Source organism: Sanguibacter sp. Z1732 (assembly GCF_051020515.1).
Lineage (GTDB): Bacteria > Actinomycetota > Actinomycetes > Actinomycetales > Beutenbergiaceae > CALKWS01.
This window is the reverse complement of record NZ_CP194857.1, coordinates 3,714,661-3,740,256: the sequence shown is the minus strand read 5'-3', so window position 1 is coordinate 3,740,256 and position 25,596 is coordinate 3,714,661. Positions and strand designations below refer to the sequence as shown.

Annotated in this window: 21 protein-coding genes, 1 tRNA gene, 4 pseudogenes and 1 riboswitch; of the genes and pseudogenes, 16 read left to right on the top strand and 10 right to left on the bottom strand. The window is 65.9% G+C overall.

The genetic code is table 11. The features are described 5' to 3' along the window. Positions 1-134: 134 nt before the first annotated feature. The 7 genes and pseudogenes from ACRRRO_RS19425 (at position 135) to ACRRRO_RS19395 (ending at position 4,066) form a co-directional block, all read left to right on the top strand. Entirely contained in the window at positions 135-779 is a 645-nt protein-coding gene (locus tag ACRRRO_RS19425) for a TetR/AcrR family transcriptional regulator (protein WP_424789183.1), read from the top strand. Continuing rightward, a pseudogene (locus tag ACRRRO_RS19420) lies at positions 776-1,255 on the top strand (FAD-dependent oxidoreductase); the annotation flags it as partial. The gene ACRRRO_RS19425 and the pseudogene ACRRRO_RS19420, both read left to right, overlap by 4 nt. An 89-nt stretch (positions 1,256-1,344) precedes the next feature. Next, positions 1,345-1,959 carry an FAD-dependent oxidoreductase gene (locus ACRRRO_RS19415; protein ID WP_434081608.1) on the top strand — a complete coding sequence of 205 codons (615 nt, stop codon included), beginning with the start codon at positions 1,345-1,347 and terminating at the stop codon, positions 1,957-1,959. A 32-nt stretch (positions 1,960-1,991) separates the two neighbouring features. Beyond that, complete coding sequence (locus ACRRRO_RS19410) at positions 1,992-2,354, top strand: hypothetical protein (RefSeq protein WP_424789181.1); 363 nt, start codon at positions 1,992-1,994, stop codon at positions 2,352-2,354. 25 nt (positions 2,355-2,379) lie between these two features. Beyond that, positions 2,380-2,949 carry a thiamine pyrophosphate-binding protein gene (locus tag ACRRRO_RS19405; RefSeq protein WP_434080726.1) on the top strand — a complete coding sequence of 190 codons (570 nt, stop codon included), beginning with the start codon at positions 2,380-2,382 and terminating at the stop codon, positions 2,947-2,949. Beyond that, positions 2,946-3,452 carry a hypothetical protein gene (locus tag ACRRRO_RS19400; protein WP_434080725.1) on the top strand — a complete coding sequence of 169 codons (507 nt, stop codon included), beginning with the start codon at positions 2,946-2,948 and terminating at the stop codon, positions 3,450-3,452. The genes ACRRRO_RS19405 and ACRRRO_RS19400 overlap by 4 nt, the downstream gene beginning before the upstream one ends. Positions 3,453-3,466: 14 nt before the next feature. Then, the gene (locus ACRRRO_RS19395; protein ID WP_434080724.1) at positions 3,467-4,066 is read left to right on the top strand and encodes a thiamine pyrophosphate-dependent enzyme; all 600 of its coding nucleotides are present in this window, start codon (positions 3,467-3,469) and stop codon (positions 4,064-4,066) included. A 270-nt stretch (positions 4,067-4,336) separates the two neighbouring features. Here ACRRRO_RS19395 and ACRRRO_RS19390 read toward each other — a convergent pair whose 3' ends face one another. After that, positions 4,337-5,665, bottom strand: a complete 1,329-nt coding sequence (locus ACRRRO_RS19390; protein ID WP_424796914.1) for an ISL3 family transposase — start codon at positions 5,663-5,665, stop codon at positions 4,337-4,339. Positions 5,666-5,728: 63 nt separating this feature from the next. Between ACRRRO_RS19390 and ACRRRO_RS19385 the strand changes: the two genes are divergently transcribed. Together ACRRRO_RS19385 and ACRRRO_RS19380 are read left to right on the top strand one after the other, a co-directional pair. Beyond that, positions 5,729-6,448 carry a response regulator gene (locus tag ACRRRO_RS19385; RefSeq protein WP_424798316.1) on the top strand — a complete coding sequence of 240 codons (720 nt, stop codon included), beginning with the start codon at positions 5,729-5,731 and terminating at the stop codon, positions 6,446-6,448. Next, positions 6,445-7,575 carry an ATP-binding protein gene (locus tag ACRRRO_RS19380; protein ID WP_424798315.1) on the top strand — a complete coding sequence of 377 codons (1,131 nt, stop codon included), beginning with the start codon at positions 6,445-6,447 and terminating at the stop codon, positions 7,573-7,575. The genes ACRRRO_RS19385 and ACRRRO_RS19380 overlap by 4 nt, the downstream gene beginning before the upstream one ends. Positions 7,576-7,686: 111 nt before the next feature. Here ACRRRO_RS19380 and ACRRRO_RS19375 read toward each other — a convergent pair whose 3' ends face one another. After that, on the bottom strand, positions 7,687-8,520 hold the full coding sequence (locus ACRRRO_RS19375) for a C40 family peptidase (RefSeq protein WP_424790816.1): 834 nt from the start codon (positions 8,518-8,520) through the stop codon (positions 7,687-7,689). Next, a riboswitch (cyclic di-AMP (ydaO/yuaA leader) is annotated at positions 8,521-8,670 on the bottom strand. A 228-nt stretch (positions 8,671-8,898) separates the two neighbouring features. Between ACRRRO_RS19375 and ACRRRO_RS19370 the strand changes: the two genes are divergently transcribed. From ACRRRO_RS19370 to ACRRRO_RS19360, 3 genes are all read left to right on the top strand, one after another. After that, positions 8,899-9,300 carry a four-helix bundle copper-binding protein gene (locus tag ACRRRO_RS19370; protein WP_424790817.1) on the top strand — a complete coding sequence of 134 codons (402 nt, stop codon included), beginning with the start codon at positions 8,899-8,901 and terminating at the stop codon, positions 9,298-9,300. 221 nt (positions 9,301-9,521) lie between these two features. Further along, the gene (locus ACRRRO_RS19365; protein ID WP_424789175.1) at positions 9,522-10,097 is read left to right on the top strand and encodes a CueP family metal-binding protein; all 576 of its coding nucleotides are present in this window, start codon (positions 9,522-9,524) and stop codon (positions 10,095-10,097) included. Between the two features lie 138 nt (positions 10,098-10,235). Further along, the gene (locus tag ACRRRO_RS19360) at positions 10,236-11,309 is read left to right on the top strand and encodes a heparan-alpha-glucosaminide N-acetyltransferase domain-containing protein (protein ID WP_424789174.1); all 1,074 of its coding nucleotides are present in this window, start codon (positions 10,236-10,238) and stop codon (positions 11,307-11,309) included. Between the two features lie 75 nt (positions 11,310-11,384). On the opposite strand, the gene ccsB is transcribed toward ACRRRO_RS19360, so the two are convergent. The 5 genes and pseudogenes from ccsB to ACRRRO_RS19335 all read right to left on the bottom strand — a co-directional run bounded on the left by ccsB (position 11,385) and on the right by ACRRRO_RS19335 (position 16,487). After that, a complete protein-coding gene (ccsB, locus tag ACRRRO_RS19355) occupies positions 11,385-12,482 on the bottom strand; it encodes a c-type cytochrome biogenesis protein CcsB (RefSeq protein ID WP_424790819.1) in 1,098 nt (365 codons plus the stop codon). Next, positions 12,479-13,993, bottom strand: a pseudogene (gene resB, locus ACRRRO_RS19350) (cytochrome c biogenesis protein ResB). Before resB ends, ccsB begins: the two are co-directional and overlap by 4 nt. Before the next feature lie 266 nt (positions 13,994-14,259). Next, positions 14,260-15,042 carry a cytochrome c biogenesis CcdA family protein gene (locus ACRRRO_RS19345; RefSeq protein WP_424789172.1) on the bottom strand — a complete coding sequence of 261 codons (783 nt, stop codon included), beginning with the start codon at positions 15,040-15,042 and terminating at the stop codon, positions 14,260-14,262. Further along, positions 15,042-15,593: a TlpA family protein disulfide reductase gene (locus ACRRRO_RS19340; RefSeq protein ID WP_424789171.1), complete on the bottom strand. Its 552-nt coding sequence runs from the start codon at positions 15,591-15,593 to the stop codon at positions 15,042-15,044. The genes ACRRRO_RS19345 and ACRRRO_RS19340 overlap by 1 nt, the downstream gene beginning before the upstream one ends. A gap of 264 nt (positions 15,594-15,857) precedes the next feature. Then, a complete protein-coding gene (locus tag ACRRRO_RS19335) occupies positions 15,858-16,487 on the bottom strand; it encodes a DUF305 domain-containing protein (RefSeq protein ID WP_424789170.1) in 630 nt (209 codons plus the stop codon). Positions 16,488-17,063: 576 nt separating this feature from the next. Between ACRRRO_RS19335 and ACRRRO_RS19330 the strand changes: the two genes are divergently transcribed. After that, positions 17,064-18,470, top strand: coding sequence for an IS1380 family transposase (locus ACRRRO_RS19330; protein ID WP_424798336.1), 1,407 nt, complete (start codon positions 17,064-17,066; stop codon positions 18,468-18,470). Between the two features lie 483 nt (positions 18,471-18,953). Next, positions 18,954-19,295, top strand: a complete 342-nt coding sequence (locus ACRRRO_RS19325) for a hypothetical protein (protein WP_424789169.1) — start codon at positions 18,954-18,956, stop codon at positions 19,293-19,295. Positions 19,296-19,481: 186 nt separating this feature from the next. Here ACRRRO_RS19325 and ACRRRO_RS19320 read toward each other — a convergent pair whose 3' ends face one another. The 3 genes and pseudogenes from ACRRRO_RS19320 to ACRRRO_RS19310 form a co-directional block, all read right to left on the bottom strand. Beyond that, the gene (locus ACRRRO_RS19320) at positions 19,482-20,939 is read right to left on the bottom strand and encodes an NlpC/P60 family protein (RefSeq protein ID WP_424789168.1); all 1,458 of its coding nucleotides are present in this window, start codon (positions 20,937-20,939) and stop codon (positions 19,482-19,484) included. A gap of 564 nt (positions 20,940-21,503) precedes the next feature. Continuing rightward, a pseudogene (locus ACRRRO_RS19315) lies at positions 21,504-22,912 on the bottom strand (IS1380 family transposase). Between the two features lie 423 nt (positions 22,913-23,335). Then, positions 23,336-23,421, bottom strand: a tRNA-Leu gene (locus ACRRRO_RS19310). A gap of 533 nt (positions 23,422-23,954) precedes the next feature. Between ACRRRO_RS19310 and ACRRRO_RS19305 the strand changes: the two genes are divergently transcribed. Together ACRRRO_RS19305 and ACRRRO_RS19300 are read left to right on the top strand one after the other, a co-directional pair. After that, on the top strand, positions 23,955-24,167 hold the full coding sequence (locus ACRRRO_RS19305; protein ID WP_424789167.1) for a hypothetical protein: 213 nt from the start codon (positions 23,955-23,957) through the stop codon (positions 24,165-24,167). 119 nt (positions 24,168-24,286) lie between these two features. Next, a pseudogene (locus tag ACRRRO_RS19300) lies at positions 24,287-25,593 on the top strand (M20/M25/M40 family metallo-hydrolase). Positions 25,594-25,596: the final 3 nt, after the last annotated feature.

The following is a 25,596-nucleotide window of genomic DNA, read 5'->3' as shown; positions in this document are numbered from 1 at the left end:
ATGGCTCTCGTGCTCCTTCCTTGCCTGTCTCGAGCGACCTGTCGGCTCACCCACACGCAAACTCATACATGCGCGTACGACTTGTAACGGGTAGACTATCTCATACATTCCTGTCTGAGATAAAAGGTGGAGCAATGGTGACGAAGAAGACCACCACGAATCGTGAGCGCCCGCCGACCGGTGCCGGCAGGCGTGGCGCGGCGAACCAGCGGGCTGATGCCCTGCGCAACCGAGCCAAGATCCTGGCCGGTACCGTCACCGCGATTCGGAAGAACCCCGATGCTTCGGTCGCTGATATCGCCGCCGAGGCCGGCGTGGGCCGTCAGACCCTCTACGGGCACTTCCAGAACCGTGCCGAACTGATTGAGGCCGCCCTGGTGGAGAGTCTCGAACGCGCCGAGGACGTGCTCAGCGAGGTGCCGCTCGACGGGGATGCCCGCGAGGCGTTTCAGCGGCTGGTGACCTCCAGCTGGGTGTTCGTCGACCAATCCCGCGCGTTGCTGGCCACGGCCCAGAAGGAGTTGTCCGCGGCCCGTATCCGTGAACTGCACGAGAAGTCCGAGGCCCGTATGCGCGGCCTACTGCTGCGCGGCCAGGACGAGGGTGCCTTCCGCGCCGACCTGCCCGTGTCGTGGCTGCTGACCACCACCCACGTCGTGCTCAATGGTGCCGCCGAGGAAGTACGCACCGGAAGACTCAGCCCCGACGACGCCCCCTGGTTCATTGGCGCGATCCTGCTGCCCGCCTTCACCAACGCCCAGCCGCAGGAACCGCGATGAGGCCGCAAACTATTGGCATCATCGGAGCGGGCGCGGCAGGAGCCGCTGCCGCAAAGTCCCTGCAAGCCGCCGTACCTGAAGCGCAGATTGACTTGCTCACCCGCACCGGGGAGCAACCGTTCAACCGCACCCTGGTCAACAAGGGGGTGGCCATCGGTCTGCTCACACCCGAGCAGAGCGCACTGCCGAAGACCGGCGCAACTCTGGTGGCCGACACCGTGCGTGGTATCGACCCGCGCACCCGCCAGGTCGACCTCTCCTCCGGCGACAGCCGCACCTACGACGGTCTCATCGTCACCACCGGCAGTAGGCCGCGCACCCTGGGCGAGAATGTCCTTGGGCGCGACGAGGCCATGGCCACCGGCAGGCTCACCACCCTGCATTCGCTCGCCGATGCCGCCGGTGTCCGCGACCAGATCGCCGCGCTCCACAGTTCGGCCCGTGTCCTGATCCTCGGCGGTGGACTGCTCGCGGCAGAGACCGCCTCACTGCTGAGCACCGCCGGGCACGAAGTCGCACTGATTAGCCGCTCAACTCTGCCTGGCTCCTCACCTTCGGTGAGCACATCGCCGGTGAACTCCTGGAACTGCATCGCGCTCGGGGCGCTACCTACCTGGGCGCCACCATCCAAGCCGTGCGCACCCACCCCGACCACATCACCATCGTTCTCGACAGTGGCGAGCGGGTCGAAGGCGATCTGGCGATCATCGCCCACGGCACCCTCCCGACAGCCCCCTCACCCTGGAACAGACCAGAAGGAATACCGGTCGACGACCAGCTCCGCCTGCGCGAAGCACCAGGGCAGCGTATCTACGCCGCCGGCGGCGTCGCCCTCCACGAGCACCCCAGCCTCGGCACCTACCGGATTGACCACTGGGACGATGCCGCAGCCCAAGGCACCCACGCCGCACGCACCCTGCTGCACGACCACGGCCTCGGTGACGCCCCCGGTGTCTATCGGCCGTTCTCGACGTTTACCTCCAGCATTTACGGACACATCCTCGCCGGAGCCGGCCACACTGGCCTTGGCACCACAACACGACTGGCTTTCACCGACCCGGTGCTAGTCATCCACGAACACGAGGGCGCCCCGGTCGCGGCCACAGGACTCGACGCCGTCGCGCTCGTCCGCGAGTGGGCACCCCGCCTGCACCAGCCACCCGAACCCACAACCCCGTAGTGCCCGCCTGAGTCAGACACGAGCGCAGACCTATGCCTCAACAGTCCACCACCCGAACCGTCACCACGATCATCGCGGTCCTGTTAGCAGCGCTGCTCACCGCCAGCTGCTCCACCGGCGCCGCCTCGGCCACCACCGACATCGCCGAGAGCTGGCTTGCCGAGTATGAGCTCAACGGGCTCGACGGGCGAGAGATCACCGAGCACCTCGATGCGATCCGCCTCGAGGGTCTGATCGCCTCGGTCGAACCCGATTCGCTCGTGCCCTTCGACGGCGAGGGGAACGAATCCTCGATCCCGCTGCCCGAGGACGAGTTCTACCTCTCCCTCGCCCCGTATCTGCAGCAGGCCCATGACTGCCACTTCCACAGCCTCACCACCCTGCAACTCACCTGACGAAGCCAAGGAGGACAGCCGCATCATGCCCAACACACACACCGCATCAGACCTGCTGGTCAAAGCTCTCGAGAACGAAGGCGTCGAGCGCATCTTCGGAATACCGGGCGAAGAGAACCTCGACCTCCTCGAAGCGATCCGCCGCTCTGGTATCGAACTGATACTGACCCGCCACGAGCAGGCAGCCGCCTTCATGGCCGCCACCCACGGACGCCTGACCGGCCGTCCCGGGGTGTGCCTGACCACCCTCGGCCCAGGAGCGCTCAACCTCTCCACCGGCGCGGCATACGCGCTGCTCGGTGCGATGCCTATGGTCATGATCACCGGGCAAAAGAGCATCCTCACCGCCGCGCAGGCACGGTTCCAGATCGTCGACACGATCGCCGCGATGACACCCGTGACCAAGATGACCAAGCAGATAACCTCGCCTCCCACCATCCCCACCGTGATCCGAGAGGCCTTCCGAGTCGCACAGGCGAACGACCCGGCCCGGTCCACCTCGAACTTCCCGAGGATATCGCCGCCGCCACCGCACCTCAGGTGGATCTCATCCCGCCCACCCCTGCGACTCTTCCCGTCGCCAGCCTCGACGTGATCGCCGCAGCCGCGGACGTGATCTCGGGCGCCAGGCGCCCCTTGATCATGCTCGGTGCTGCCGCCGCCAGGCCACGATGCACCCACGCCCTGTCGGAGTTCGTTGCGCGCATGCGGATCCCGTTCTTCACCACGCAGATGGGTAAGGGCACCGTCTCCGGGTGCACCGACCTCTACCTGGGCACCGCGGCCCTGACCGAGGGCGACTACCTGCACGAGGCCATCGACCAGGCCGACGTGATCATCACCATCGGCCACGACACCGTCGAAAAACCCCCGTTCACCATGCACTCCCGCGGGCAGACCATCGTTCATCTCGACTACCAGCCCGCCACCATCGAAGAGGTCTATGTCCCGCAGGTCGAGGTCATCGGCGACCTCCACACACCCTGCACGCCCTCACAGACCGGCTGGATGGCAAGGTGCCCCACGCCCAAGCGCTGCTCCCGCTGCGTGAAGGCATCCTCGCGAACGTCGCCGACCGGGCGACCGAAGATCGGCTGACCCCGCAGCGCATCGTGCACGAGGTCCGTCAGGTCATGCCGGATGACGGCATCGTCGCCCTGGATAACGGGATGTACAAAATCTGGTTCGCCAGGAACTACCGCACCATCACAGCGAACACGCTTCTGCTCGACAACGCACTAGCCGCAATGGGAGCCGGACTGCCGTCTGCGATCATGGCCTCGCTCCTGCACCCGGGCCGTCGCGTGATGGCCGTCTGCGGCGATGGCGGGTTCATGATGAACAGTCAAGAACTCGAAACCGCCGTGCGGCTCGGCCTCAACCTCGTCGTCGTGATCCTCGAAGACCACGCCTACGGCATGATCCGCTGGAAGCAAGCCGTCGACGGGTTCACCGACTACGGAATGACGTTCGACAACCCAGACTTCGTCGCCTATGCACAGGCCTACAGCGCGACCGGCACCCACGTCACCGACGCTGCACAACTCGGCCCCGCCCTGGAGCACGCATTCACACAGGGCGGAGTGCAACTCCTCGCCGTGCCCGTGGACTACTCCGAGAACACCAGGGTCCTCATCGACGAACTACAGCACGAAACCGCAACCCATCAAGACACGGCCGATAGGCCTGTCCATCACACGACACGATCGTGAACCCGCACTGATCTCCTGAACCTGGCAGGACGGACCTGATCCTGGCCGCGGTCGCCGTGTCCCCTTCCGTTTGTGGCGGAGGCCTGGCAGATCTACATCCTCATCTTCCTGCTCCAGTTGGCATCGGCGACGTTCACTCCAGCCTTCCAGGCCGTCATCGCCTCGGTGCTGCCCGAGGATGGTGGGGACACTCACGCTTTTAGTGACGGTCTACTTGGTTCACTATGGAGTCATGACGGCTCTTCCACTTTCAGCGTGGTGAGGGGTGTTTCACGCCGCCTTTGGTGACGTCGTGTAGGCCATTATGCGGCAGCGGTAGTTGTCATGATTGCGATACCCGCGTCCGATGCGTTTGAAGGTCTTGGCGGTCAGGTTCGCCGCCTCGGTTCGGGCGTTGGTGGTGCGGGTGCGGCAGAAGGTGAGCAACTCCCGGCGCCACGCAGACAACGTCTTGAACAGCCGGCGCGGCTCGGGCAGGCGGGTGGCCCGCACCGCCTTCTCCAACTCCGACCAGGCCCGTTGGAACGCTGCGGTGTCGCGGGTGGCCATCAACTGGCGCACGTGTTCCTTGATGCCCCAGGCCACGGCCAGTTCGATGTCGGCCTCCAGGATCTCCTGGAGACGTTCTCGCTGGCGCACCGAGAGTCGGTCCCCGGCGCAGGTGAGCAACTTGCGATACCGCCAGGGCGGGTCGATCAACCGGCCCCGCCGGCCATGAACCTCCCAGGCCCGGCGTCGGCGCACGTCGGTGAGCATCTGGTTGGCCAGGCGGATCACGTGCCAGTGATCGACACTGATCTTCGCTTTCGGCAACACCTCGCGAACGGCGGAGCGGAACTCACTGGACATGTCGATGGCGACTGTCTCCACGCGTTTGCGCCACCACCGCGGCCGGGCCCGCAACCAGGACTTGACTGCGGCCGCCCGGGGTCCGTCGACGACGTCGAGGATCGCGCCGGTGTCCAGGTCGGTGAATACGACCGACCACGGCTCTACTCGCACCGTGGCCCCGATGTCGGCGTCTCGGACATAGCGCACCTTGCGGAAGCGGTGCTCATCGATCCCCAGCCGGCGCACCAGGCGCGAATCGGCGTGCCCGTCTACATCCAAGGTCTGGGTGGCCAGGCGCATCACTGTGGTCCACGACAACCCATGCTCCCCGGCCACCCCCAAGACCGCCCGCGGCTCGGTGCGCAGCGCCCCGGCCACCGTCGCAGCCAAGCGCGTAGTCACCCTGGCCCGGGCCGGCAACTCCTCGGTGACCTCGGTGAACGTGCCCCGCGGGCAAACCTGCTCGGCGCACAGGTATCGGCGCTTGCGCACCCGCACCACCACCGGCTGCCCGCCGCAACTGACGTCTCTGACCTGCTGGACCGGGCGCGAATGCACCCGGTTCGACATCACCCCACACGAGGGACACCCGTCCTCGCCGGCAGTGGTTTCGATCAGCACCACCCGCTGCCCATCGGCACGCCGCGAGGCGGTGATCACCCGGTAACCGGGCAGGTTGAACAGAATCGACGCAGCATCGCGCCGGTGCGTATCGTGGCACACAGGCTCGTGGTCCCTTCTCCAACTGGATGCTTTGACAACACCCATGTTGGATCAGGGCCACGAGCCCCTACCTCAACGGCACACCACGCTCAAAGTTGAAGAGCCGTCATGACTTCACTTGCTCATTCGGAAGTGAACCTGCCCCGGGTTCTGGTCGTCGATGACGAAGCCCCCTTGGCGCGATTGGTTGCGAACTATCTGGAGCGCGATGGCTTCGAGGTCCAGACCTGCGGGGACGGTGATGACGCGGTACAGCGTGCGCGACAGTGGCGCCCTGGGGTGGTGGTGCTGGACCTTGGTCTGCCCGGTCTCGATGGCATCGAGGTGTGCCGGAGGGTGCGGGTGTTTTCTGATTGCTACATCATCATGCTCACCGCTCGCGTGGAGGAGGTAGACAAACTTATCGGCCTGTCGGTGGGCGCCGATGATTATGTGACCAAGCCGTTCAGCGCGCGTGAGCTCGTTGCACGGGTGCGGGCGATGCTGCGTCGTCCGCGGCAGAACTCACCGGGCCACCATGGCGCAGTGGCGTCGTTCGGGCCATTGACCGTTGACGCTCTGGGGCGGGAAGTGTTCCTCGACGGAAAGAGTGTCCAATTGACGCGCACTGAGTTCGACGTCCTGGCAGCGCTGGCGGGGCGCCCGGACATGGTCTTTTCCCGGCGCCAACTCATCGAGACGGTGTGGGGGCCCAATTGGGTGGGCGATGACAACCTTGTCGATGTTCACATCGGGCATCTGCGGCGCAAACTCGGCGACAAGGCATCCGCGCCGAGGTTCGTCCGCACTGTGCGGGGGGTCGGCTACCGAATGGGGACGGGTTCATGAACAAGCGGCCGCGAAAACAGTGGGGGCTGGGTGCTCGGCTCCTGGCAGCGATCGTCGCGGTCCTGTTGGTGGCCGCCGGGACAGCATGGGCTGTGGCCTCGGTGATCGGGCCGATGATCTTCCACGATCACATGCTCATGGCCGAGCCCGCTGACTCCGAGGTCGTGGCGCACGCAAGGCAAGCCTTCACCGCGGCATGGACCCTGTCTCTGTCCCTGGCGCTCCTCGTCGCTCTCCTGACGTCAGTGCTGGTCAGCATTTTCCTTACTCGACGCATCACCATGGCGTTAGAACGCCTCCGCCAAGCAGCAGCGAAGGTCGCCAGCGGTGACTACAACGTCCATGTGCCAGCGGTCCGCATGGGTGCGCAGTTCGATGACCTCGCCGGCGCGTTCAACACCATGGCCACCGACCTTGGTGGGATCGAACAGACCCGCACTCGCATGTTGGGCGACCTGGCTCATGAATTGCGCACCCCGGTGGCGACGCTGGATGGCTACCTCGAAGGGATTGTGGACGGTGTCGTGCCGGCTGATGAACCGACCATAGTCATGCTGCGTGAGCAGGTGGCACGACTTGCCCGTCTGGCCCAGGACATGGCCCTGGTGACTGCCGCTAGCGAGGGACGCTTAGAAATGCGATGGCAGCTGGTGCGGGTCGGTGACCTGCTCGAAGACGCCGCAGCACAGGCAAGCGTGAAGTGCACTAGCAAGGACATTGACCTGGCGATCGTGGCCACAAGGTCAGAACGCCAGGCGGTCATCACCGCCGACCCTGACCGGCTCGGGCAGGTCTTGACAAATTTGCTGGACAACGCCGTGCGGCACACCCCCAAGGGAGGTCAGGTCCAGTTGGGCGCCGACCGGATTGGATCGCGCCTGCGTTTGTGGGTGCAGGACAATGGCAGCGGAATAGCCGCCGAGCATCTGCCCCACCTGTTCGAGCGCTTCTACCGTGCCGATGCTGCTCGTGACCGCGCGCACGGAGGGTCGGGGATCGGCCTTGCCATCAGCCACTCCATCGCCCAGGCCCATGCGGGCAGTGTGAGAGCGGACAGCGCGGGGCTTGGCCACGGCGCGGTGTTCACTATCGAACTGCCGTTAAGTCGTCAGCATTCACAGGCTTGATATCAACTCCAATGGGCACCTCAAGGGATGCGTCCTCGTCGGCACCCACAGCACGAGCATCGGCCCGCCCCTGGGGCAGGGCGGGCCGATGCAGAGTGCTGAGATCTGCGGTCAGAGCACGCGGATGAACGTGGGGTTGTTATGGAAGATGGGTCCCTCGTACAGCGCGGTGCCGGGGTTTCGGGCGGCGATGTTGTTGCCATTGCCGGTGTAGATGCCCACGTGACCGGGCCACGCCACCAGATCGCCGGGCTGGGCTTCGGCTGCCGAGACGATGCGTCCGGCGCCCGCCTGGGCACCGGATGTCCGAGGCAGGCTTACCCCGAATTGGGCGAAGACGTAGGCGGTGAAGCCCGAGCAATCAAAGCCCGCCGGGGTGGAGCCGCCCCACACATACGGGGTGCCTACATAGCGGCGGGCGACGTCCACGACCGCAGAACCGGAAGAGGTGCTTGCGACCTGCTCGCTGGACCCGCCCGAGCCTTCCCCGGCCTGCTCCTCGGCCTGCTGCTCCGGCTGTTGAGCCGGCTGCTCGGTGCGCTGCCCGGTGCGGGAGGCCGGGGCGGCGTCCTGGGTGGGGCGCTGCGGCGCGGTGATGACCGGCTCTGGCGGCGGGGGAGGGGGCGGGGCTTCGGAGGAGACCTCGGCGGCGGCGAAGTCCCAGGCGATGTCTGCATCGACCGAGACGGTCGGTGAGGTGGTCACCTTGTCGAGGTCGGCGTCGAGCACCACGTTGGCCAGGGAGCCAACGCCGGAACTCGAACTCGACACCTGGGGGAGGGCTACAGCGCTGGAGGCGCCCATGGTGAGCGCCAAGCCGGAGGAGGCAAAGACGGCCAGCGCCCGTCTGCCGGTGGTCCCAGTGACTGCGTGACCAAGAACGGTCAGTGGGGTGGAGGGGCGGCAGGCCGCGCGGTGTCGGGCGCCGGTTGTTGGTTCAGTCAATTCGGTTCTCCAGTTCGCCTACGAGGTCAGTTGTCGGGTTCGGGTTGGAGATTCACCCGGTCTCACCTGGCTTCCCAGGCGGGACTTCACCCCTAGGTGCTCGCGCACCGACGGTTGGGTCCCCCGCCCCTGCCACGGCGTTGATCGGTGACCACGGTGCGGTGGCAGGGTTCGGCGTCCGCTTGTGGGCTTCCCGCACGGCGGGAGCAAGAGTGACAGTACATACCGCAAATCCTCAGATCACGGTTTGATCACGGGATTACCGGAATACTTCATCAAACCTTCATCGTCACACCCCGCCTCGCCGGCTGCATGCCTGCCGCTGCTGTCGTAACGTCGAGAGCCAATGCTGTGATGGTTATCGAAACGGGAGCGACAATGAGAACCGCAGAGATGATGGATACCCACCCTGCCCAGATCACTCTGGACCGGGATCTACTGGCCCGAACGATCGATGCCCTCGTGGCCTGTTCCCAGGCGTGTACCGCCTGCGCAGACGCTTGTCTGAGCGAGGAAATGGTTGCCGAGTTGCGCACGTGCATACGTACCAACCTGGACTGCGCCGACATCTGCGATGCCACGGCCCGCATGCTGTCCCGACAAACCGGTCATGACGCTAACCTCATCCGTGCTCAGTTGCAGGCCTGCGCCCAGGCTTGTCAGTCCTGCGGCGATGAGTGCGCCCGTCACGCACAGGCCCATGACCATTGCCGCATCTGCGCAGAGGCGTGCCGAGCCTGCGAGGAAGCCTGCAACGAACTCCTCGCCACCATCAGTTGACAGGGCTACTTGCGCCCGCGCCGGCCCAGAACGGCCTGCTGGGGCGATTCAAATAGGCGCCGCAGGAAGGCTCCGCCTGGGTCCGGGACGAAAGACCTAAACTCTCGGCAGCAGCAGTTGCCTACGATGACCCAGTTGATCGGCAAGAATCCTTGGTAAGTATGACCTGCTGCCGTGCTGGTCAGAAGATGCGCCGGGACTGATAGGACAGGTGGAAGAACGTGAAAAGAATTGCGGCGATCGTCGGGGCGCTGGTGCTGATCCTCGCCGGCTGCTCCTCGGCGGATCCGGCCTCCGAGCCAACCACCGAGGGTGATGAAGCCGAGTTCCTCGCCACCCATGACCTGGCCGGCATGGAGGTCGCGGAGATGATCGACCACCTCGATCGACTCGGTGGGCCCGAACGCCCCACCGACTACATGGCCTCCATCCGAGCCGATGAACTGATGTTCTCCGATGGGCAGCAAGAACTTACCCTGCCCATGCCCGAGGACCGTTTCTACCTCTCCGTAGCCCCCTACGTGAACCAGACTCACGAGTGCTTCTACCACAGCCTGACCACATGCCAGGGTGAGCTGACCGACGAGGACCTCCAGGTGCGGATCCTCGACGATGCAACAGGCGAGGTGCTCATCGATGAAGAGGTGACGACCTATGCGAACGGCTTCGCCGGCTTCTGGTTGCCGCGCGATGTCCAGGGCACCATTGAGGTTCACTATGACGGCCTGACCGGGTCAGCCGACTTCTCCACCACCGACGAGGGCGCGACCTGCCTCACCACCCTCCAACTGACGTAGGAACGCCCGGGCCGGCCGCGGAGGGGCTCAGAGGGCCTCGCACCTAGTCGGCCCAGGGTCCCTTCACCGGGTCGACATGACACTTGGATGGGCGCGGTCACAACCTGTGCCAGGGCGGAGCAGCAGGATGGCGCATCGGTGAGCGCGGCGCACACGGCAGGCGCCTCCCCGGATGCCAGCGCACCCCATGGCCGGGTCACCGGGCTGGACGCGGCACGGGCGCTGGCCATCGTGGGCATGGTCGCGGTCAACATCGGTCCGCTGTATGACGACGGCATTGCTGGGCTCGTCATGCGGTTGCCGCACGGGCGGGCCTCATTGTTGTTCGTGCTGCTGGCCGGGATCGGGTACTCGTTGCTGACCCGGCGAGCCCGTGACGGTGGCGCGCTGCCGTGGGGGCAGGTGTTGTGGCGGACGGTTCTGCTGAGCCTGATCGGGTTGAGTACTCAGTTAGCGGGTCATGGCTCTGATGTCATCCTGACCACCTATGCGGTGCTCTTCCTCGTGGGACTGGTGGTGGTGCGGGCACCGTCCGGGCTGCTGCTGACCGCCTCGATCGTGGCAGTTGCCGCTGGGCCACTGGTGTGGCTGGGTGTCCAACTGCGAACCGGTGAGGTCTTCGACCGCGAGCCTGCCACGATGCTGGACGCGCCGGGGCAGATCGTGGCCTCGACACTGCTGACCGGGCCCTACCCGGTGATCACCTGGCTCGCGCCGTTCCTATTCGGGATGTGGCTAGGCCGGTTGCGGCTGCACGACCGGTGGGTCCAGATACGGCTGACTGTGGCGGCAGTGGTGCTGACCTTGATTGCCGAACTCGGCTCCCGGGTGCTGGAAGTGTTCCTGGGGCGGCCCGGTAGAGAGCCGGCTGTGGACTGGTTCCTCTCGGCGGCGGCGCATTCGCAGATGCCGTTGTGGCTGATCCGGGGCAGCGCCTCGGCCGTGGCGGTGCTGGCCCTGACACTATTGGTGCTGCCTTACCTGGGCCGCTTTGGTTGGCCGCTGGTGGCCACGGGGCAGTTGGCGCTGACGGTGTATGTGGTCCACTTGTTCGCCATCGCGCAGGTGGTGCGTCCCGGGCCGCAGACCGCCCAGGACGGTCTGGCCATCACCGCGGTGATGGCACTGGTGCTGGTAGGAGCGGCGGTGGCCTGGCGGCACTTCTTCTCCCGCGGCCCACTGGAGGCAGCGTTGCGGCTGTGGCGCCGGTGACGAACTGGCCCCTCGTCACTGACCCGCCATGTCACCGCCATTGGCCCCTACCCGACGAACGCAGTTGTTGCCCGCTCAGACCCCGGCGTAGGAGTGCAGGGAGTTGATGAAAATGTTCACGCCGTAGTAGTTGAACATCAGTGCCGCGAACCCGGCCAGGGAGAAGTAGGCGAAGGCCTTCTTGCTCCAGCCGGTGGTCAGCCGCACGTGGCAGTATGCGGCATAGATGATCCACACCATCAGCGAGACGACCTCCTTGGGGTCCCAGCCCCACGCCCGGCCCCAGGCGTACTCGGCCCAGATCGATCCGGTGATGAGCACGAAGGTCCAGCCCACTAGGCCCACGGCGTTCAGCCGGTAGGACAATCGCTCCAGGGTCTCCTCTGCGGGGAAGGCGTCCAACAGCCGGGACCAGAACGTGGGCCGGGCCGGCAACGTCTGTGGCTCCTGTCCGCCCAGGTCCATCGATGCGACTTCACCCTCGGTGGGCTGTGCCTCCTGCGCCACCAGCGTGGCACCCCGGGTGCCGTCGGCGCCTGCGCTAGCACTGCCCGTGCGAGCACCGTGCGCACCGCTACGGCCCTCGACACCGCGGCCGCCTAACGGCTGCCGCCTTGATCCGCCGGACTGGGCATGCTCGGCTTCCCGCCGTCGTTCGTCACCTCCACGCACCAGTTGCAGCACTGACAGTGCTGCGCCCACGCAGAACAACGCGGTCGCCAGCGAGGCAACCGATACGTGGATCACCAGCCAGTAGGACTGCAGTGCCGGCTGCACCCCGTCGGCGACGGTGTACAGCAGCGTGATAGCAATGAGCAGCGCGACCACGTTGATCAGCAAGACCAGCGTCCCCAGGTAACGGACATCCTTGTGCCGGTTGACCACCATGAACACCACCATGGTGAACATCGTCGACATCAGGGTGAACTCATACATGTCCGCCCACGGCACCCGCTCGGCGGCGATCGCGCGCAGCACCACTGCCCCGACGTGAAAGATCAGCCCGAGCCAACTGGTGCTCATCGCGATGCCCACCGCCTTGCGGGCCCGGCCCGGGTCTGCCCCCTTGCCGAACCCGGACAGGTCCACCGCGAAGCCCACCATCGCCACCACGTAGGCGCTGATGGTGCCGTAAATCAACAACGTGCTAATCGTGCCCAGTTGCTCGTTCATTTTTTCTCCCTTGCGCCCGGACCGGGCAATACACTCAGGACCCGATCAAGTTCACCGCGCAGACCTGAGTCGTCATTGCGCGCCAATGCTGCGGCATGCACCACTGTCGTGCCCCGCTCCCCGGGCACCAGACGCACCCAGATCCGCCGCCGGGGCAGAAACAGCGCGGCGATCAACCCGCCGAAAGCCAGCGTGGCGAAGATCCCCTGCCAAAGCGGGGCCGGGTCATAACGCAGGTCCAACGCCACGAACCGGGGCAGGTCGTTGAAGGTCAACGTACCCTGCCCGTCGGGCAGGTCCACGCTCTGGCCCGGGCGCAGCTCCAGTTGCACCGGACCTTCGGTGCCGTCCTGCCCGGTAGTGATGACCTGCTCCAGACCATCGGTGTCCAGCACGAACATATTGCGCGGCACGCCCTCGTCCAGGCCCAAGTCCCCGGTGTACATCTGCAGCAGCATCACCGGGTCCATCGGTAGCGGGTGGATCGAGGACACATAGGCACCCTCCGCATCCTGCGCTGCGGTGGGCAGCAGCGAGCCATTGAACGCCAACTGCAACTCCCCGTCATTCGCAGAGGGCACCATCACCACCCCGGTGGAGCCATACCCCGGGTCATCATCGGCCGGAATGAACGGCACCGGCCCGTCGTGGGCGACCTGCCCGCTGGCATCGATGATGGTCAGGTCCGGGGCGAACCCGTTGCCCATCAGATACACCCGCGACCCGCCCACGCTCAGGGGGTGGTTCACCCGGATCGTCGGCTCGCTGGTGGTACCGTCGGTCTCGAACAAGGTGACGTAGGCGGTGAAGTCCCGGGCCTGGGCATCGACGGTAAACTCCGGCACGACGACTCATCAAGACGGATCCGGTAAGGGTCCACCGCATCGACGTCGAACAACGCCCCCGGCCTCGAAGAAATCATAGTCCAGCGCAGAGTTGACGAAGGTGGATCCCTCGGTGATCATCGCCTGCCCCCGGTAATGCACCAGTTCCCCCCAGGCCGTGACCACCAGCAGCCCCACCAACGCTAGATGGAAGATGATATTGCCGGTCTCCTTGCCGTACCCGCGCTCAGCGGAGATAGTATGCACCGCGCCTTGCCTGGGCTTGTTCTCGGTGCCCAATCTGGTCCGGTAGCGCCGTCCCATGCCTTCATGCAGGCGCGCACGCACCTGTTCAGGAGTTGCGTGCACCAAGCGCTGGGAGCGCACCGGAAACCGGGAGAACCGAGCCGGCACCTTGGTCGGTTCGGCCCGCAACGCCCTGGCATGGGCAATGCTTCGCGGCACGATGCACCCGATCAGGGAAGTGAACAACAGCAGATAGACCGCGGAGAACCACGGCGAGGAGAACACATCGAACATGTACGCCCGGTCCAGCCAGGACGCCAGGGTCGGATTGTCCGCATAGAACTGGTTCACCAGGTTGGGGTCGACCCGCCGCTGGGGAAAGAACGCCCCGGGCATGGCCACCACCGTCAACAGCAACAGCAGCAGCAACGCCACCCGCATGCTGGTCAACTGGCGCCACATCCAACGCGCCCAGCCACGTACCCCTAATCCCTTGGAACGACCCGACGACGACGCAACTCGCCCGCCCGCACTTGCCGTGGCAGACCGCTGATGGGCAGCCAGGTCGGTCCTGGTTGCCCCGGACGTCTGCGCGGTCTTAACGGCATCGCCGGCACTGCCCGCCGACGGGGCGGGGCCGTGCGGTGCTGGGAGGCCGGAGTCGTCTTGCTCCGAGCCGCGCAGGCCCTCTGGGATGTAGCCGGGCATCAGATGATCGTCTCGAAGTTGGCGATGTAGCCCTGCATCCACTGCGTCAACGCCCCCCACAACCCAGTGACCAGAGCCAGGCCGATGAGCACCAGCATGATTCCCCCGGTGCGCATGATCACCACACGGTGACGACGCATGAATCCCATCATCTTCTCCGAGGACTTCATCCCCAAGCCCACCATCACGAACGGCACTCCCAGACCCAGGCAGTAGGCGATCACCAGCACGAGTGCCCGGCCGGGGTCAGCGGCGTCGTGGGCCAGGGCCAGCACTGCAGCCAGGGTGGGACCCATACACGGGGTCCAGCCCAACCCGAAGACCACGCCCAGTACCGGAGCGCCCAACACCCCAGCCCTGGGGCTGACCGGCAGACGCAACTGCCGTTGCAGGAACCCAACCTTGCCGATGAACGCCAAACCCAACACCACTACCAGCACCCCCAGCAGCCGGGTGATCAGGTCCTGCCAGCGCACCAGCCACAACCCGGCGGTGCTCAGCGCCATCGTCAGGGCGACGAACACCGCGGTGAACCCGAGAATGAACAGGCCCACCCCGAACAGCAGCCGCATCTTGGAACCGCGCCCGGCCTCACCCTGACCCGGCGTATCGGCCCCGCTCATCCCAGAGACGTAACCCACGTAACCAGGTACTAACGGCAGCACGCAGGGGGAGGCAAAGGAGACCAGTCCGGCCAGCAGCGCCACCGGCAACGCGGCCAGCACCGGACCGCTATAGATGGTCTGGGCGAAATCAGCGCCCAACTGCTCCAGCCAGCCCATTACTCCTCCAGCGTCTCTGCGATCAGCGTGGACAAGACGCTGCGCTCGGCCAACCCCAGTATCCGGGCGGCCACCCGGCCCTCGCGGTCCAGCACCACCGTGGTAGGCATCGCCCGCAACGGCACCACCCCCTGCATGGCGGCCACCCCAGCAGACTCACTGTCATGCAGCGATGGGTAAGGGATGGCGAAACGCCGCTCGAAAGCCTGAGCGGTACCCGGTGCGTCGATGTGATTCACTCCCAGGAACCGCACGCCGTCGGGCTCGTACTGCTCGGACAACTCAGCCAGGTCGGGGGCTTCCTTGCGGCACGGGGGGCAATTGGCGTACCAGAAGTTCACCACCACCACCTGACCACGCAGGTCCGCCAGGTCGATGTCCTCGGAGTCATAGGACACCCCGGACAAGTCCACCGCTGCACCGCGGTCCGCAGCCGCCCACGTCTCCACGCTGCCATCCCCGGCGACATATCCGGCACCCGCGACATCGGATGCGGCGTCGCCGCTCCCGCCATCGGCGCTCGTGCATCCAGCCACCAACGCCAGAACCATCACGACACTCAGGACCCATCCCCTCGGCGTTAGTACGCGAGCACGGCCAACTCTCTTACCGGCGGCGTACGCTCGCGGTTTGCGTGCCTTGCTCGCGACCGTCTGTCCAATGGGCTCGATCATGAACTCACATCACTCCGACCGCCGGCGGGGACCCTCGGGTGGTATATGCCCTTTCTAGCCGGGATGGCCTGCTGCCTTCCGGAGAGCGGGATCAGAGACCAGCGGAGGAGCCGGAGCAACTTATCCGCCGAAGCCAAGGCGTCAGAGTCCTTCAAGAAGTTCTTCCATCTGGGTTATCTCATCTTGCTGGTCAATGATGATCGTTTTTGCGAGTTCCAGCGCTTCGCGGTTTTGTCCCGCGTACACATGGGTCTCGGCCATCTCGACCGCACCACGATGGTGAGCGATCATGAGTTCCAAAAAGCGCCGGTCGAAGCCAGCACCCGAGAGCGACTCCAACTCGGACATGGCCTCCTGCTGGTTCATACCCTCCATCTCCATGCCCTCATGAGCCATAACGTCGTGCGCCGGCGGGGAGACCTCTTCGTCCCAAAACTCCAGCCACGAAGTCATCTGTCGAATCTCAGGACCCTGAGCCGCAGAGATGCCCTCAGCCAAACTACGCACCTGCTGGCTGTCGGCCCGCTCCACGGCCAGGTCAGCCATCTCGATGGCACCCTCATGGTGGATGATCATCATCTGAGCGAACATCGTGTCGTCGTCGTTATGCCAACCGTGGTCATCGATTCCCGGTGGGCTGTCAGTCGTCTCGACGGCGGTAACGCTGGCTGGCTCGCTCGACGGGGTAACCCCGCTATCGCCGCACGCGGCCAGAGTTATGGCAAGCGAAATCCCACCCACAACTGTGGTGAGTCGGGTGGTGGGTGGCACGGCTCTCCAAGATCTAGTGAATTTCGTTCGACCCGGGCCGGCGGGCATGAGCACCGCAGCAACCTCCCAGCCGCAGGGTCGTCCCCTTGAGGGGTTTCGTCCAGGCTAACCACGCCGCACGCGGGGACAGGCCGCCACGATCGGAGACCGGCGAATCTTCATCGAGTCTTCATCGACCACATCATCCCCGCGCCGAGGGTTGGCCATCGACTGGCTGAACACGGTTTCCCCATGCCTGGCTGCAACTCTGACAAGTTGGACCTCACCCCGTCGCGATCGGTACCCATGCGGGTGCTCCACCACGAGCCCGGCAATGCACGTACTGCTGGCTGAGCAGGGGACCATTGGACGACAACCGGCACCAGTAGGCCACCCGCTCGTGACCTCGACGTCTCCACTCGTCCCGCACACATGATGACCATGAGAAATCAGGACATCGCACGCCAGCCCTTAGCCTGGATCCACCGATGTAGAAGCGGCGTTGGTGAGCGTGGGGGCATGAGAATGCCCCTCTGACCTGGGAAGATGCGACTTATCTAAGGTCCGTATCGCCAGCTCAAGAGGGGCATCTCGTAGATGCAACTGTCTCATACCCATTCCGTGACTTCCGCGAGGTTCGACGAGCCCAATCTCGTATCGTCAGCCGGCCTGGTCCCGCTGGTCGCGCTGGCTGACAGAGCCGGTCTACGCGAGTTGGGCGATGAGCACCTGAGCGTGCCGGGTGACAAGGGCGCCAACGCGGGCCTGAAGCTGTCCTCGCTGGTGGCGGGCATGGCCACCGGCGCCGACAGCATCGATGACATGGCCGTGCTTCGCCACGGCGCGATGGGCAAGATCTTCGACCGCCCCTACGCGCCCTCGACGTTGGGCTCGTTCCTGCGCACGTTCACCTTTGGTCATGTCCGCCAGGGCGACGCGGTGGCATCCCGGTTCCTCATCAACCTCGCCGCGGACAGCGCACTGCTCGGCGACCAGCAGGAGGGCAGCGACACCGTGATGGTCGATATCGACGACACCATCATCGAAGTCCACGGCTACGCCAAACAGGGCGCATCGTTCGGCTACTCCGGAGTCCGGGGCCTGAACGCGCTGCTGGCAACCGTCTCGGCCGGGGACTTCGCGCCGGTGATCGCCGCCCAGCGACTGCGAAAGGGCAGCGCTGGCTCGGCGCGTGGCGCGGCCCGGCTGGCCATCGACGCACTGGCCCTGGTGAGCCGCACCCAACTCGCCGGCCGTGACGTGTTGGTGCGCACCGACTCGGCGTTCTACTCCCACGCGATGGTCGCCTCGGTGCTCGGCACCGGGGCTCAGGTATCGATCACTGCGCGGATGGACCAGCCTGTCAAGCGAGCCATCGCAGCCATCGCCGACGACGCCTGGCAGCCGATCAAGTACACCGAGGCCATCTACGACCAAGACACCGACCGGTGGATCTCTCGGGCTGAAGTCGCCGAGATCCCCTTCACTGCGTTCTCCTCCCGCAAGAAGGCCGAGCAGATCCCCGGCCGGCTGGTGGTCCGTCGCATCCCCGAGCTCAACCCCAACAAGAGCGACGGCCAGGCGACACTGTTCGACCTCTGGCGCTTCCACGCCTTCTTCACCACCACCCCGTCCACCGAGCGCGACACCGTCGTTGCCGACCAGGTCCACCGCCGTCACGCGATCATCGAGAACGTCAACGCCGACCTCAAAGCCTCCGCGCTGGCCCACATGCCCTCGGGAGTGTTCAACGCCAACGCCGCCTGGCTCATCTGCGCCGTGATGGCCTTCAACCTCACCCGCGCCGCCGCCACCCTCACCCAGACGCCCTCACTGCTGCGAGCCACGACCCCCACGATCCGGCGCAAGCTCATCAACATCCCCGCCCGGGTCGCCAGCACCGCGCGACGACTACATCTGCACCTACCGCTCAACTGGCCATGGGCACAGGCCTGGGTCGCGCTCTACGACGCCGTGTTCCCCGCCCGAGCCCCGGCGCCTTGACCCCCTCTTCCTGCCCCTCCGACCGAAAGCCAAGTGGAAATGCCGGACAGACCGGCTACTGCCGCGCGCCTTCAACCGCCCACATCACGCCAGCGCCGATTCAGGACCCGGCGCCCAGCCCATCGGTGGATCGAGGCTTAGGCCAACCGAGCGGTGGCCAGTTCGCCGAGTTGCCCCGCGTCACCTCAGATGTGGCCCTGCAACTTGCGCCTTAAGCCACCGTCGTCGGCAGATGACTCGATTCGGACATCGCAGCGCACATGTCACAAGAGTCCCCGTTTGACCGCTCACCGGGGCAAGCCGCCCGCAAGCCCCTGGCCGTGGTGCACTCGGCTACCCACTGGGTGCCACGCACCTGCGTCGCCGGCGTGGCTGGCCTCCGACGCCCGCGCCTGGCACGACCCATACCGGGGAGCATTCGGCTTCGTCGGTGAGGACTCCCACTGGGCGGGCAGTGAACTGACCCGCGCCCACCCCTCCGAAATGCCGTACGACTTGCCCGAGCCGATGGCCCGTCGCGGACCCGGATGGCGCAAAGGCTGCATCCAGCGCTGGAACCGCGGACTCGACGCCGATGAACTTGCACACCTGGACGAAATCGGACTGGCAGGAGACCTGCAGACGGCGGCAACCTTCGCCGGCAACAACGCTACCGAGTGCGCCCGGTGGGTGCCGGCCGGTAAAGACGAGCCCGACTTCGGGGCCTACCTGGACCGCAACCTCGGCCCCGCCGGCATCGCCGACTGCGTGCGGGCCGGTGTGGACCTGGAGCAGGTGCGTACCGCCTATGACAGAAGTGTCGAACTTGGACAGTCCCGCACATAGCCGCCCGCATGTGGCACGTGCCGGTCCGGTCCGCACACCTGGCCGGCCAGCATGCAGGCCGAACTGCCCAGGGCTTTGTCAACCGACTCCGACGCCGTGCGGCTGGTCTTCGGCACCGATGTCCTGCGACTTAACACAAGTCATCGAACTCGACCGTTATCGAACTCGAGTTGAACTTGTGCCCGGTCAGGGGCGGCCGGCCATCGGCAGCACGTTGGTCCACCATGCCGTTACGTGTTCTACCGTTGAACCTGGCCGGGGAGACTGCACCCGCATGCCGTTCCCGGCGTAGATTGCCACGTGGTAGATGCCACTGGCCTGCCCGTTGTTGGAGTAGAAGATCAGATCGCCGGGTCGCCTCTGGTCCAAAGGCACTTTGTTGACGGCGTCGTACTGTTCCCTGGAGGTACGCGGCAGGTTGACCCCGGCGTTCTGGTATGCCCGCATAGTCAGGCCGGAGCAGTCATATCCGTTCGGGCCGGCACCACCCCACTGGTAGGGCGTACCAAGTTGGCCCATGGCCCAGTTCAGCGCGGCCTGGCCGGTGCTGGCAGCGGACCCGCCGGTGCCGCCATTGCTGCCACCGCTGTTACCCGAGTCCTCGCTGCCAGAGTCACCGTTACCGGAGCCGCCATCGTCCGAAGGAGGGGTGGTCGGGCTCGGACTCGGACTTGGGCTCGGGCTCGGACTCGGGCTTGGACTTGGGCTCGGACTTGGTGAAGGGGTGGAGTCCCCGGGGCCATCGGAACTGTCGTCTTCGGACTCAGCACGTCCCGAGTCCGCGGAGTCGTCGGAAGCAGCAGAGCCCTCATCAGCAGAGTCGACACCACCGGAGTCCTCACCAGTTGCGTCTGCGGAGACATCCGATTCCGATGCCGCCGGCTGCACGTTCAGCGCTGCGGCTGCCGCGGCATTCTCCCGCTCCCGCCGCTGCTGCTCCAGCCCATCCTGACGTTGCTCCTCGAGTTCGTAGGAGGTCTGGCGCAACTGCGCCAACTCCCCGATCAGCACGCCGCGTTGGGCCTGGGTGTCCTGTTGGGTCTGTTCGGCGTGTGCGACTGCCTGCTCGGCCTCGTCGTGGGCGATCTCGAGTTCGGCCGCCACCTCGGCCTGCTCGGCAAGCGCTTCCTCGGCGCGCAGGTGCATCAGCGCGGCAATGATCTCAGCGGCGTCCAACCGCTGGAACGCATCGTCTGCACCGCCCCCAAGCCGATCGAAGGCGGAGGCCCGGTAGAGCACATCGCTGACTCCGCTGGAGGAGACCAACATCTCCAGGTGGCCCAGCCCACCGTTGTCGCGATAGGCGGCCATGGCCAGGCGGGCCACGTCCTGGCTGGCCACCAGCAACTCGGCATCCGCGCGCTCGGCGTCGGCGGCGGCAGTTTGCGCAGCGGCCTCGGCGTCCTGCAGGTCGACCACGGCCTGGTTGTACTGGTCGGTGGCGATCGCCGCGTCCTGCTGCGCGGTCTCCACGTCAGCCGCGTTGGCGGCCAGTTGTACCTCAAGCTGTGCTACCTGCCCGGCAGTACCCTCGACCTGCCGCCAGGACTGGTCGATCTCATCTTCGCTGGGGATCTGCGGACTAGCAGCCGCTGAGCCGACACCGAGCCCGACGCCCAACAGAAGCGCAGAAACGAATGCCACACCACGACGTGCGGGCCGCGCTGAACCCATACCGCTCCATCCCGAGAGAAACTGCGCCTAGTGCTTCGGCGTGTCGTGTTGACCTGTCACATGCACACCGTAGGGCACACCAATAGCTTTGTGAACATCTACACCGATATTCACATTTATCACATCTAGCACACGTCCCTCGTCGGCCTCATTGGACTGGAGCGCCGGTTTCAGTGGGATCCGGTCCCAAGCGGGTGGGCGCAGTTCAGCGGGTTTTGCAACTGAACCGTACTGGGTTCGGTGGAGACTCCAGACCTTGGAAGCGAGGATGGAGTCATGGCGAACAAACAGACCGCTGGAGGGCCGCCGGCACGTCGGTACAGCGAGGAGTAGCAGGCCGTTGCGGTGCGGATGGTGCGCACCTGCGGACCGCTGGCACGCAATAGCGGTCTACTTAGCCTCGATCCACCGATGGGCTGGGCGCCGGGTCCTGAATCGGCGCTGGCGTGATGTGGGCGGTTGAAGGCGCGCGGCAGTAGCCGGTCTGTCCGGCATTTCCACTTGGCTTTCGGTCGGAGGGGCAGGAAGAGGGGGTCAAGGCGCCGGGGCTCGGGCGGGGAACACGGCGTCGTAGAGCGCGACCCAGGCCTGTGCCCATGGCCAGTTGAGCGGTAGGTGCAGATGTAGTCGTCGCGCGGTGCTGGCGACCCGGGCGGGGATGTTGATGAGCTTGCGCCGGATCGTGGGGGTCGTGGCTCGCAGCAGTGAGGGCGTCTGGGTGAGGGTGGCGGCGGCGCGGGTGAGGTTGAAGGCCATCACGGCGCAGATGAGCCAGGCGGCGTTGGCGTTGAACACTCCCGAGGGCATGTGGGCCAGCGCGGAGGCTTTGAGGTCGGCGTTGACGTTCTCGATGATCGCGTGACGGCGGCGGGGACCTGGTCGGCAACGACGGTGTCGCGCTCGGTGGACGGGGTGGTGGTGAAGAAGGCGTGGAAGCGCCAGAGGTCGAACAGTGTCGCCTGGCCGTCGCTCTTGTTGGGGTTGAGCTCGGGGATGCGACGGACCACCAGCCGGCCGGGGATCTGCTCGGCCTTCTTGCGGGAGGAGAACGCAGTGAAGGGGATCTCGGCGACTTCAGCCCGAGAGATCCACCGGTCGGTGTCTTGGTCGTAGATGGCCTCGGTGTACTTGATCGGCTGCCAGGCGTCGTCGGCGATGGCTGCGATGGCTCGCTTGACAGGCTGGTCCATCCGCGCAGTGATCGATACCTGAGCCCCGGTGCCGAGCACCGAGGCGACCATCGCGTGGGAGTAGAACGCCGAGTCGGTGCGCACCAACACGTCACGGCCGGCGAGTTGGGTGCGGCTCACCAGGGCCAGTGCGTCGATGGCCAGCCGGGCCGCGCCACGCGCCGAGCCAGCGCTGCCCTTTCGCAGTCGCTGGGCGGCGATCACCGGCGCGAAGTCCCCGGCCGAGACGGTTGCCAGCAGCGCGTTCAGGCCCCGGACTCCGGAGTAGCCGAACGATGCGCCCTGTTTGGCGTAGCCGTGGACTTCGATGATGGTGTCGTCGATATCGACCATCACGGTGTCGCTGCCCTCCTGCTGGTCGCCGAGCAGTGCGCTGTCCGCGGCGAGGTTGATGAGGAACCGGGATGCCACCGCGTCGCCCTGGCGGACATGACCAAAGGTGAACGTGCGCAGGAACGAGCCCAACGTCGAGGGCGCGTAGGGGCGGTCGAAGATCTTGCCCATCGCGCCGTGGCGAAGCACGGCCATGTCATCGATGCTGTCGGCGCCGGTGGCCATGCCCGCCACCAGCGAGGACAGCTTCAGGCCCGCGTTGGCGCCCTTGTCACCCGGCACGCTCAGGTGCTCATCGCCCAACTCGCGTAGACCGGCTCTGTCAGCCAGCGCGACCAGCGGGACCAGGCCGGCTGACGATACGAGATTGGGCTCGTCGAACCTCGCGGAAGTCACGGAATGGGTATGAGACAGTTGCATCTACGAGATGCCCCTCTTGAGCTGGCGATACGGACCTTAGATAAGTCGCATCTTCCCAGGTCAGAGGGGCATTCTCATGCCCCCACGCTCACCAACGCCGCTTCTACATCGGTGGATCCAGGCTTAGACCCATGCGCAGGCAGATGACTCACGGGTTTCGCGGTGCTTGACCCTCAACTAGTCCCGCTTTCCGGGGCGGCCGGTAAACCAGCCCTGGGGCCACCTCGACGTCCTCGGTGATGGGGGACAGTTGGCGGTGCCCCGCTACGGCTGGTGTGCTAATCGGTGTGCCATTTAGTGTGCTGCGCAGCGGGGGTATCGCCGTGGAACTAGATGCCATAGGATGCGAAACCAAGACCGCGAGAACCGCCAAATGATGCGGTTTACTGCTACGAGAAGGGTCTAGATGTGTCTAGATGTGAGTGTCCAGAGGGGGACTTGAACCCCCACGCCCGATAAAGGGCACTAGCACCTCAAGCTAGCGCGTCTGCCAATTCCGCCACCTGGACCTGGGTGTCGCTCGTGTCCTGTGAACTCCAAACGACGCCCGCCAAGATATCACGCGAACAGGGTCCCGGACGCCCCGCGCACACTGCCGCGGGCGTGGTGCGGGACACCCTCGCCGCGGCTTCCATTGCGGCCTGCGCACACCTGTGCACCCGGCCTGCTGCGTCGTCCTCGGGCGGGTAACCGGTCACATCGGCGGCCGCAGACATAAGACGGCCCCGAGGCAAGGCCTCGGGGCCGTCGCGCGACCGGCCGTTCAGAGGGGGGCCGTTCGGCCGTCGCGACTTAGCCGGGATCTCAACGTCTCCGAGGGGGACGGGGACTCTTTCCCGGCGGTGACCAGTGTACAAGGTGTTAACCCGTACTCAACATGGTGGCGCCGTGTCGGCCGTGGAACTTCACACGCCTTCGGTGGGCGTGAACTTGGGCTCCTGCGGCCTCGAGCGGCAATCCGCGCCGATCCGCCGCACAGGTCTGGGCGCCCCTGAGACCCCCAGGTGCCCCCGTGGGCTGTGTCACACTCGGCGAGTGCTCGATGACCGTGCTCTGCGCAACGTCGCAGTGGTGGCCAGACTGGGTTCGATCCGCGCCGCGGCGCGCGAAAACTGGGCGTGATGTCACCATCGGTGGGTTCGCCGACAGCGGGTTCGGCCGCTCCAGCGGAACCGACGGACGGGCGGAGTACACCCAGGCGAAGTCGATGTGGGTGGAGACCGACGACGAGGCGCCGTTGGCCTTCGGATACTGACACGCCGGATACGGCAGCCTCCGATCGCCGTCGGCGGTGCCCCACCCGCGACCGGTATCGTGCGAACAGATGCGGCCTTGTGCCCACCCGTGCCGGAACGACGTGGATTGGTGGAAGAGATGACCCCTGAACTCGATGTGGTGGACCTGTGCCGTTCGCTGATCCGGATCGACAGTTCCAACTATGGCGATGGGTCCGGCCCGGGGGAGCGGGAGGCCGGTGAGTTCGTGATGGAGAAGCTGACCGAGGTCGGCTGGGACCCGGAGTACTTCGAGTCGACCGACCGGCGTGCCAATGTGGTGCTGCGCATCCCGGGAACCGACCGGGAACGGCCCGCGCTGGTGGTGCACGGGCACACCGACGTGGTGCCCGCCCAAGCCCAGGACTGGAAGATGGACCCGTTCGGCGGTGACGAGATGGACGGGATGATCTGGGGCCGCGGAGCCGTGGACATGAAGAACATGGACGCGATGATCCTGGCGGTCCTGCGCGACATGAAGCGCACCGGCTGGCGCCCGCCCCGGGACCTGGTGGTGGCCTTCTTCGCCGATGAGGAAGCCGGCGGGGTGTGGGGGTCGCACTGGAGCGTGGACAACCGGCCCGAACTGTTCGAGGGAGCCACCGAGGCGATCAGCGAGGTCGGCGGTTTCAGTGTGGAGGTCAACGGGGGCGCCGGGCCTACCTGCTGCAGACCGCCGAGAAGGGCATCGCCTGGACCCGGCTGATCGCCGAGGGCCGCGCCGGCCACGGTTCGCAGATCAACACCGAGAACGCCGTCACCCACCTGGCCGCGGCCGTGGCCCGGATCGGGGCGCACCAGTGGGACATCACCCTTGGCCCCACCGTGCGCAAACTCCTGGACGGCGTAGCCGAACTGACCGGCACCACCGTGGACCCGGACAACCCCGAGGACCTGCAGGTCCTGATCAACTCCCTGGGTGGGGCGAGCAAGTTCGTCGGAGCCACCCTGTCCGGCAACGCCAACCCCACCCAGCTCGACGCCGGGTACAAGGCGAACGTGATCCCCGGCAGCGCCGAGGCGACCATCGACGTGCGGTTCCTGCCCGGACAGGAGGAAGCCACCGTGAACAAGATCGCCGAACTTGCCGGTGAGCACGTTCGGGTGGAGCCGATCCACCGCGACACCGCGTTGGAGGTCCCCTTCGAAGGAGACCTGGTCGAGGCGATGATCGCCGCCCTGGACGCCGAGGACCCCGGTGCGGTGGTGCTGCCGTACATGCTGTCCGGCGGTACCGACAACAAGGCCCTGTCGAAACTGGGCATCACCGGGTACGGGTTCGTCCCGCTCCTGCTGCCCCCCGAACTGGACTTCGCCGGGATGTTCCACGGTGTGGACGAGCGGGTACCGGTGGCCTCGCTGGAGTTCGGGGTGCGCGTGCTGGAGCGGTTCCTGCGCACCTGTTGAGCC

What these genes read in the sequence shown, in the direction of transcription:
- ACRRRO_RS19345 (WP_424789172.1), bottom strand. Translation starts at nt 15,042, where the DNA reads ATGGGCTGGCTGGAGCAGTTGGGCGCTGATTTCGCCCAGACCATCTAT.
- ACRRRO_RS19390 (WP_424796914.1), bottom strand. Translation starts at nt 5,665, where the DNA reads ATGGGTGTTGTCAAAGCATCCAGTTGGAGAAGGGACCACGAGCCTGTG.
- ACRRRO_RS19380 (WP_424798315.1), top strand. Translation starts at nt 6,445, where the DNA reads ATGAACAAGCGGCCGCGAAAACAGTGGGGGCTGGGTGCTCGGCTCCTG.
- ACRRRO_RS19405 (WP_434080726.1), top strand. Translation starts at nt 2,380, where the DNA reads ATGCCCAACACACACACCGCATCAGACCTGCTGGTCAAAGCTCTCGAG.
- ccsB (WP_424790819.1), bottom strand. Translation starts at nt 12,482, where the DNA reads ATGAACGAGCAACTGGGCACGATTAGCACGTTGTTGATTTACGGCACC.
- ACRRRO_RS19370 (WP_424790817.1), top strand. Translation starts at nt 8,899, where the DNA reads ATGAGAACCGCAGAGATGATGGATACCCACCCTGCCCAGATCACTCTG.
- ACRRRO_RS19340 (WP_424789171.1), bottom strand. Translation starts at nt 15,593, where the DNA reads ATGGTTCTGGCGTTGGTGGCTGGATGCACGAGCGCCGATGGCGGGAGC.
- ACRRRO_RS19305 (WP_424789167.1), top strand. Translation starts at nt 23,955, where the DNA reads ATGACCGTGCTCTGCGCAACGTCGCAGTGGTGGCCAGACTGGGTTCGA.
- ACRRRO_RS19385 (WP_424798316.1), top strand. Translation starts at nt 5,729, where the DNA reads ATGACTTCACTTGCTCATTCGGAAGTGAACCTGCCCCGGGTTCTGGTC.
- ACRRRO_RS19325 (WP_424789169.1), top strand. Translation starts at nt 18,954, where the DNA reads ATGCCGTACGACTTGCCCGAGCCGATGGCCCGTCGCGGACCCGGATGG.
- ACRRRO_RS19330 (WP_424798336.1), top strand. Translation starts at nt 17,064, where the DNA reads ATGCAACTGTCTCATACCCATTCCGTGACTTCCGCGAGGTTCGACGAG.
- ACRRRO_RS19410 (WP_424789181.1), top strand. Translation starts at nt 1,992, where the DNA reads ATGCCTCAACAGTCCACCACCCGAACCGTCACCACGATCATCGCGGTC.
- ACRRRO_RS19425 (WP_424789183.1), top strand. Translation starts at nt 135, where the DNA reads ATGGTGACGAAGAAGACCACCACGAATCGTGAGCGCCCGCCGACCGGT.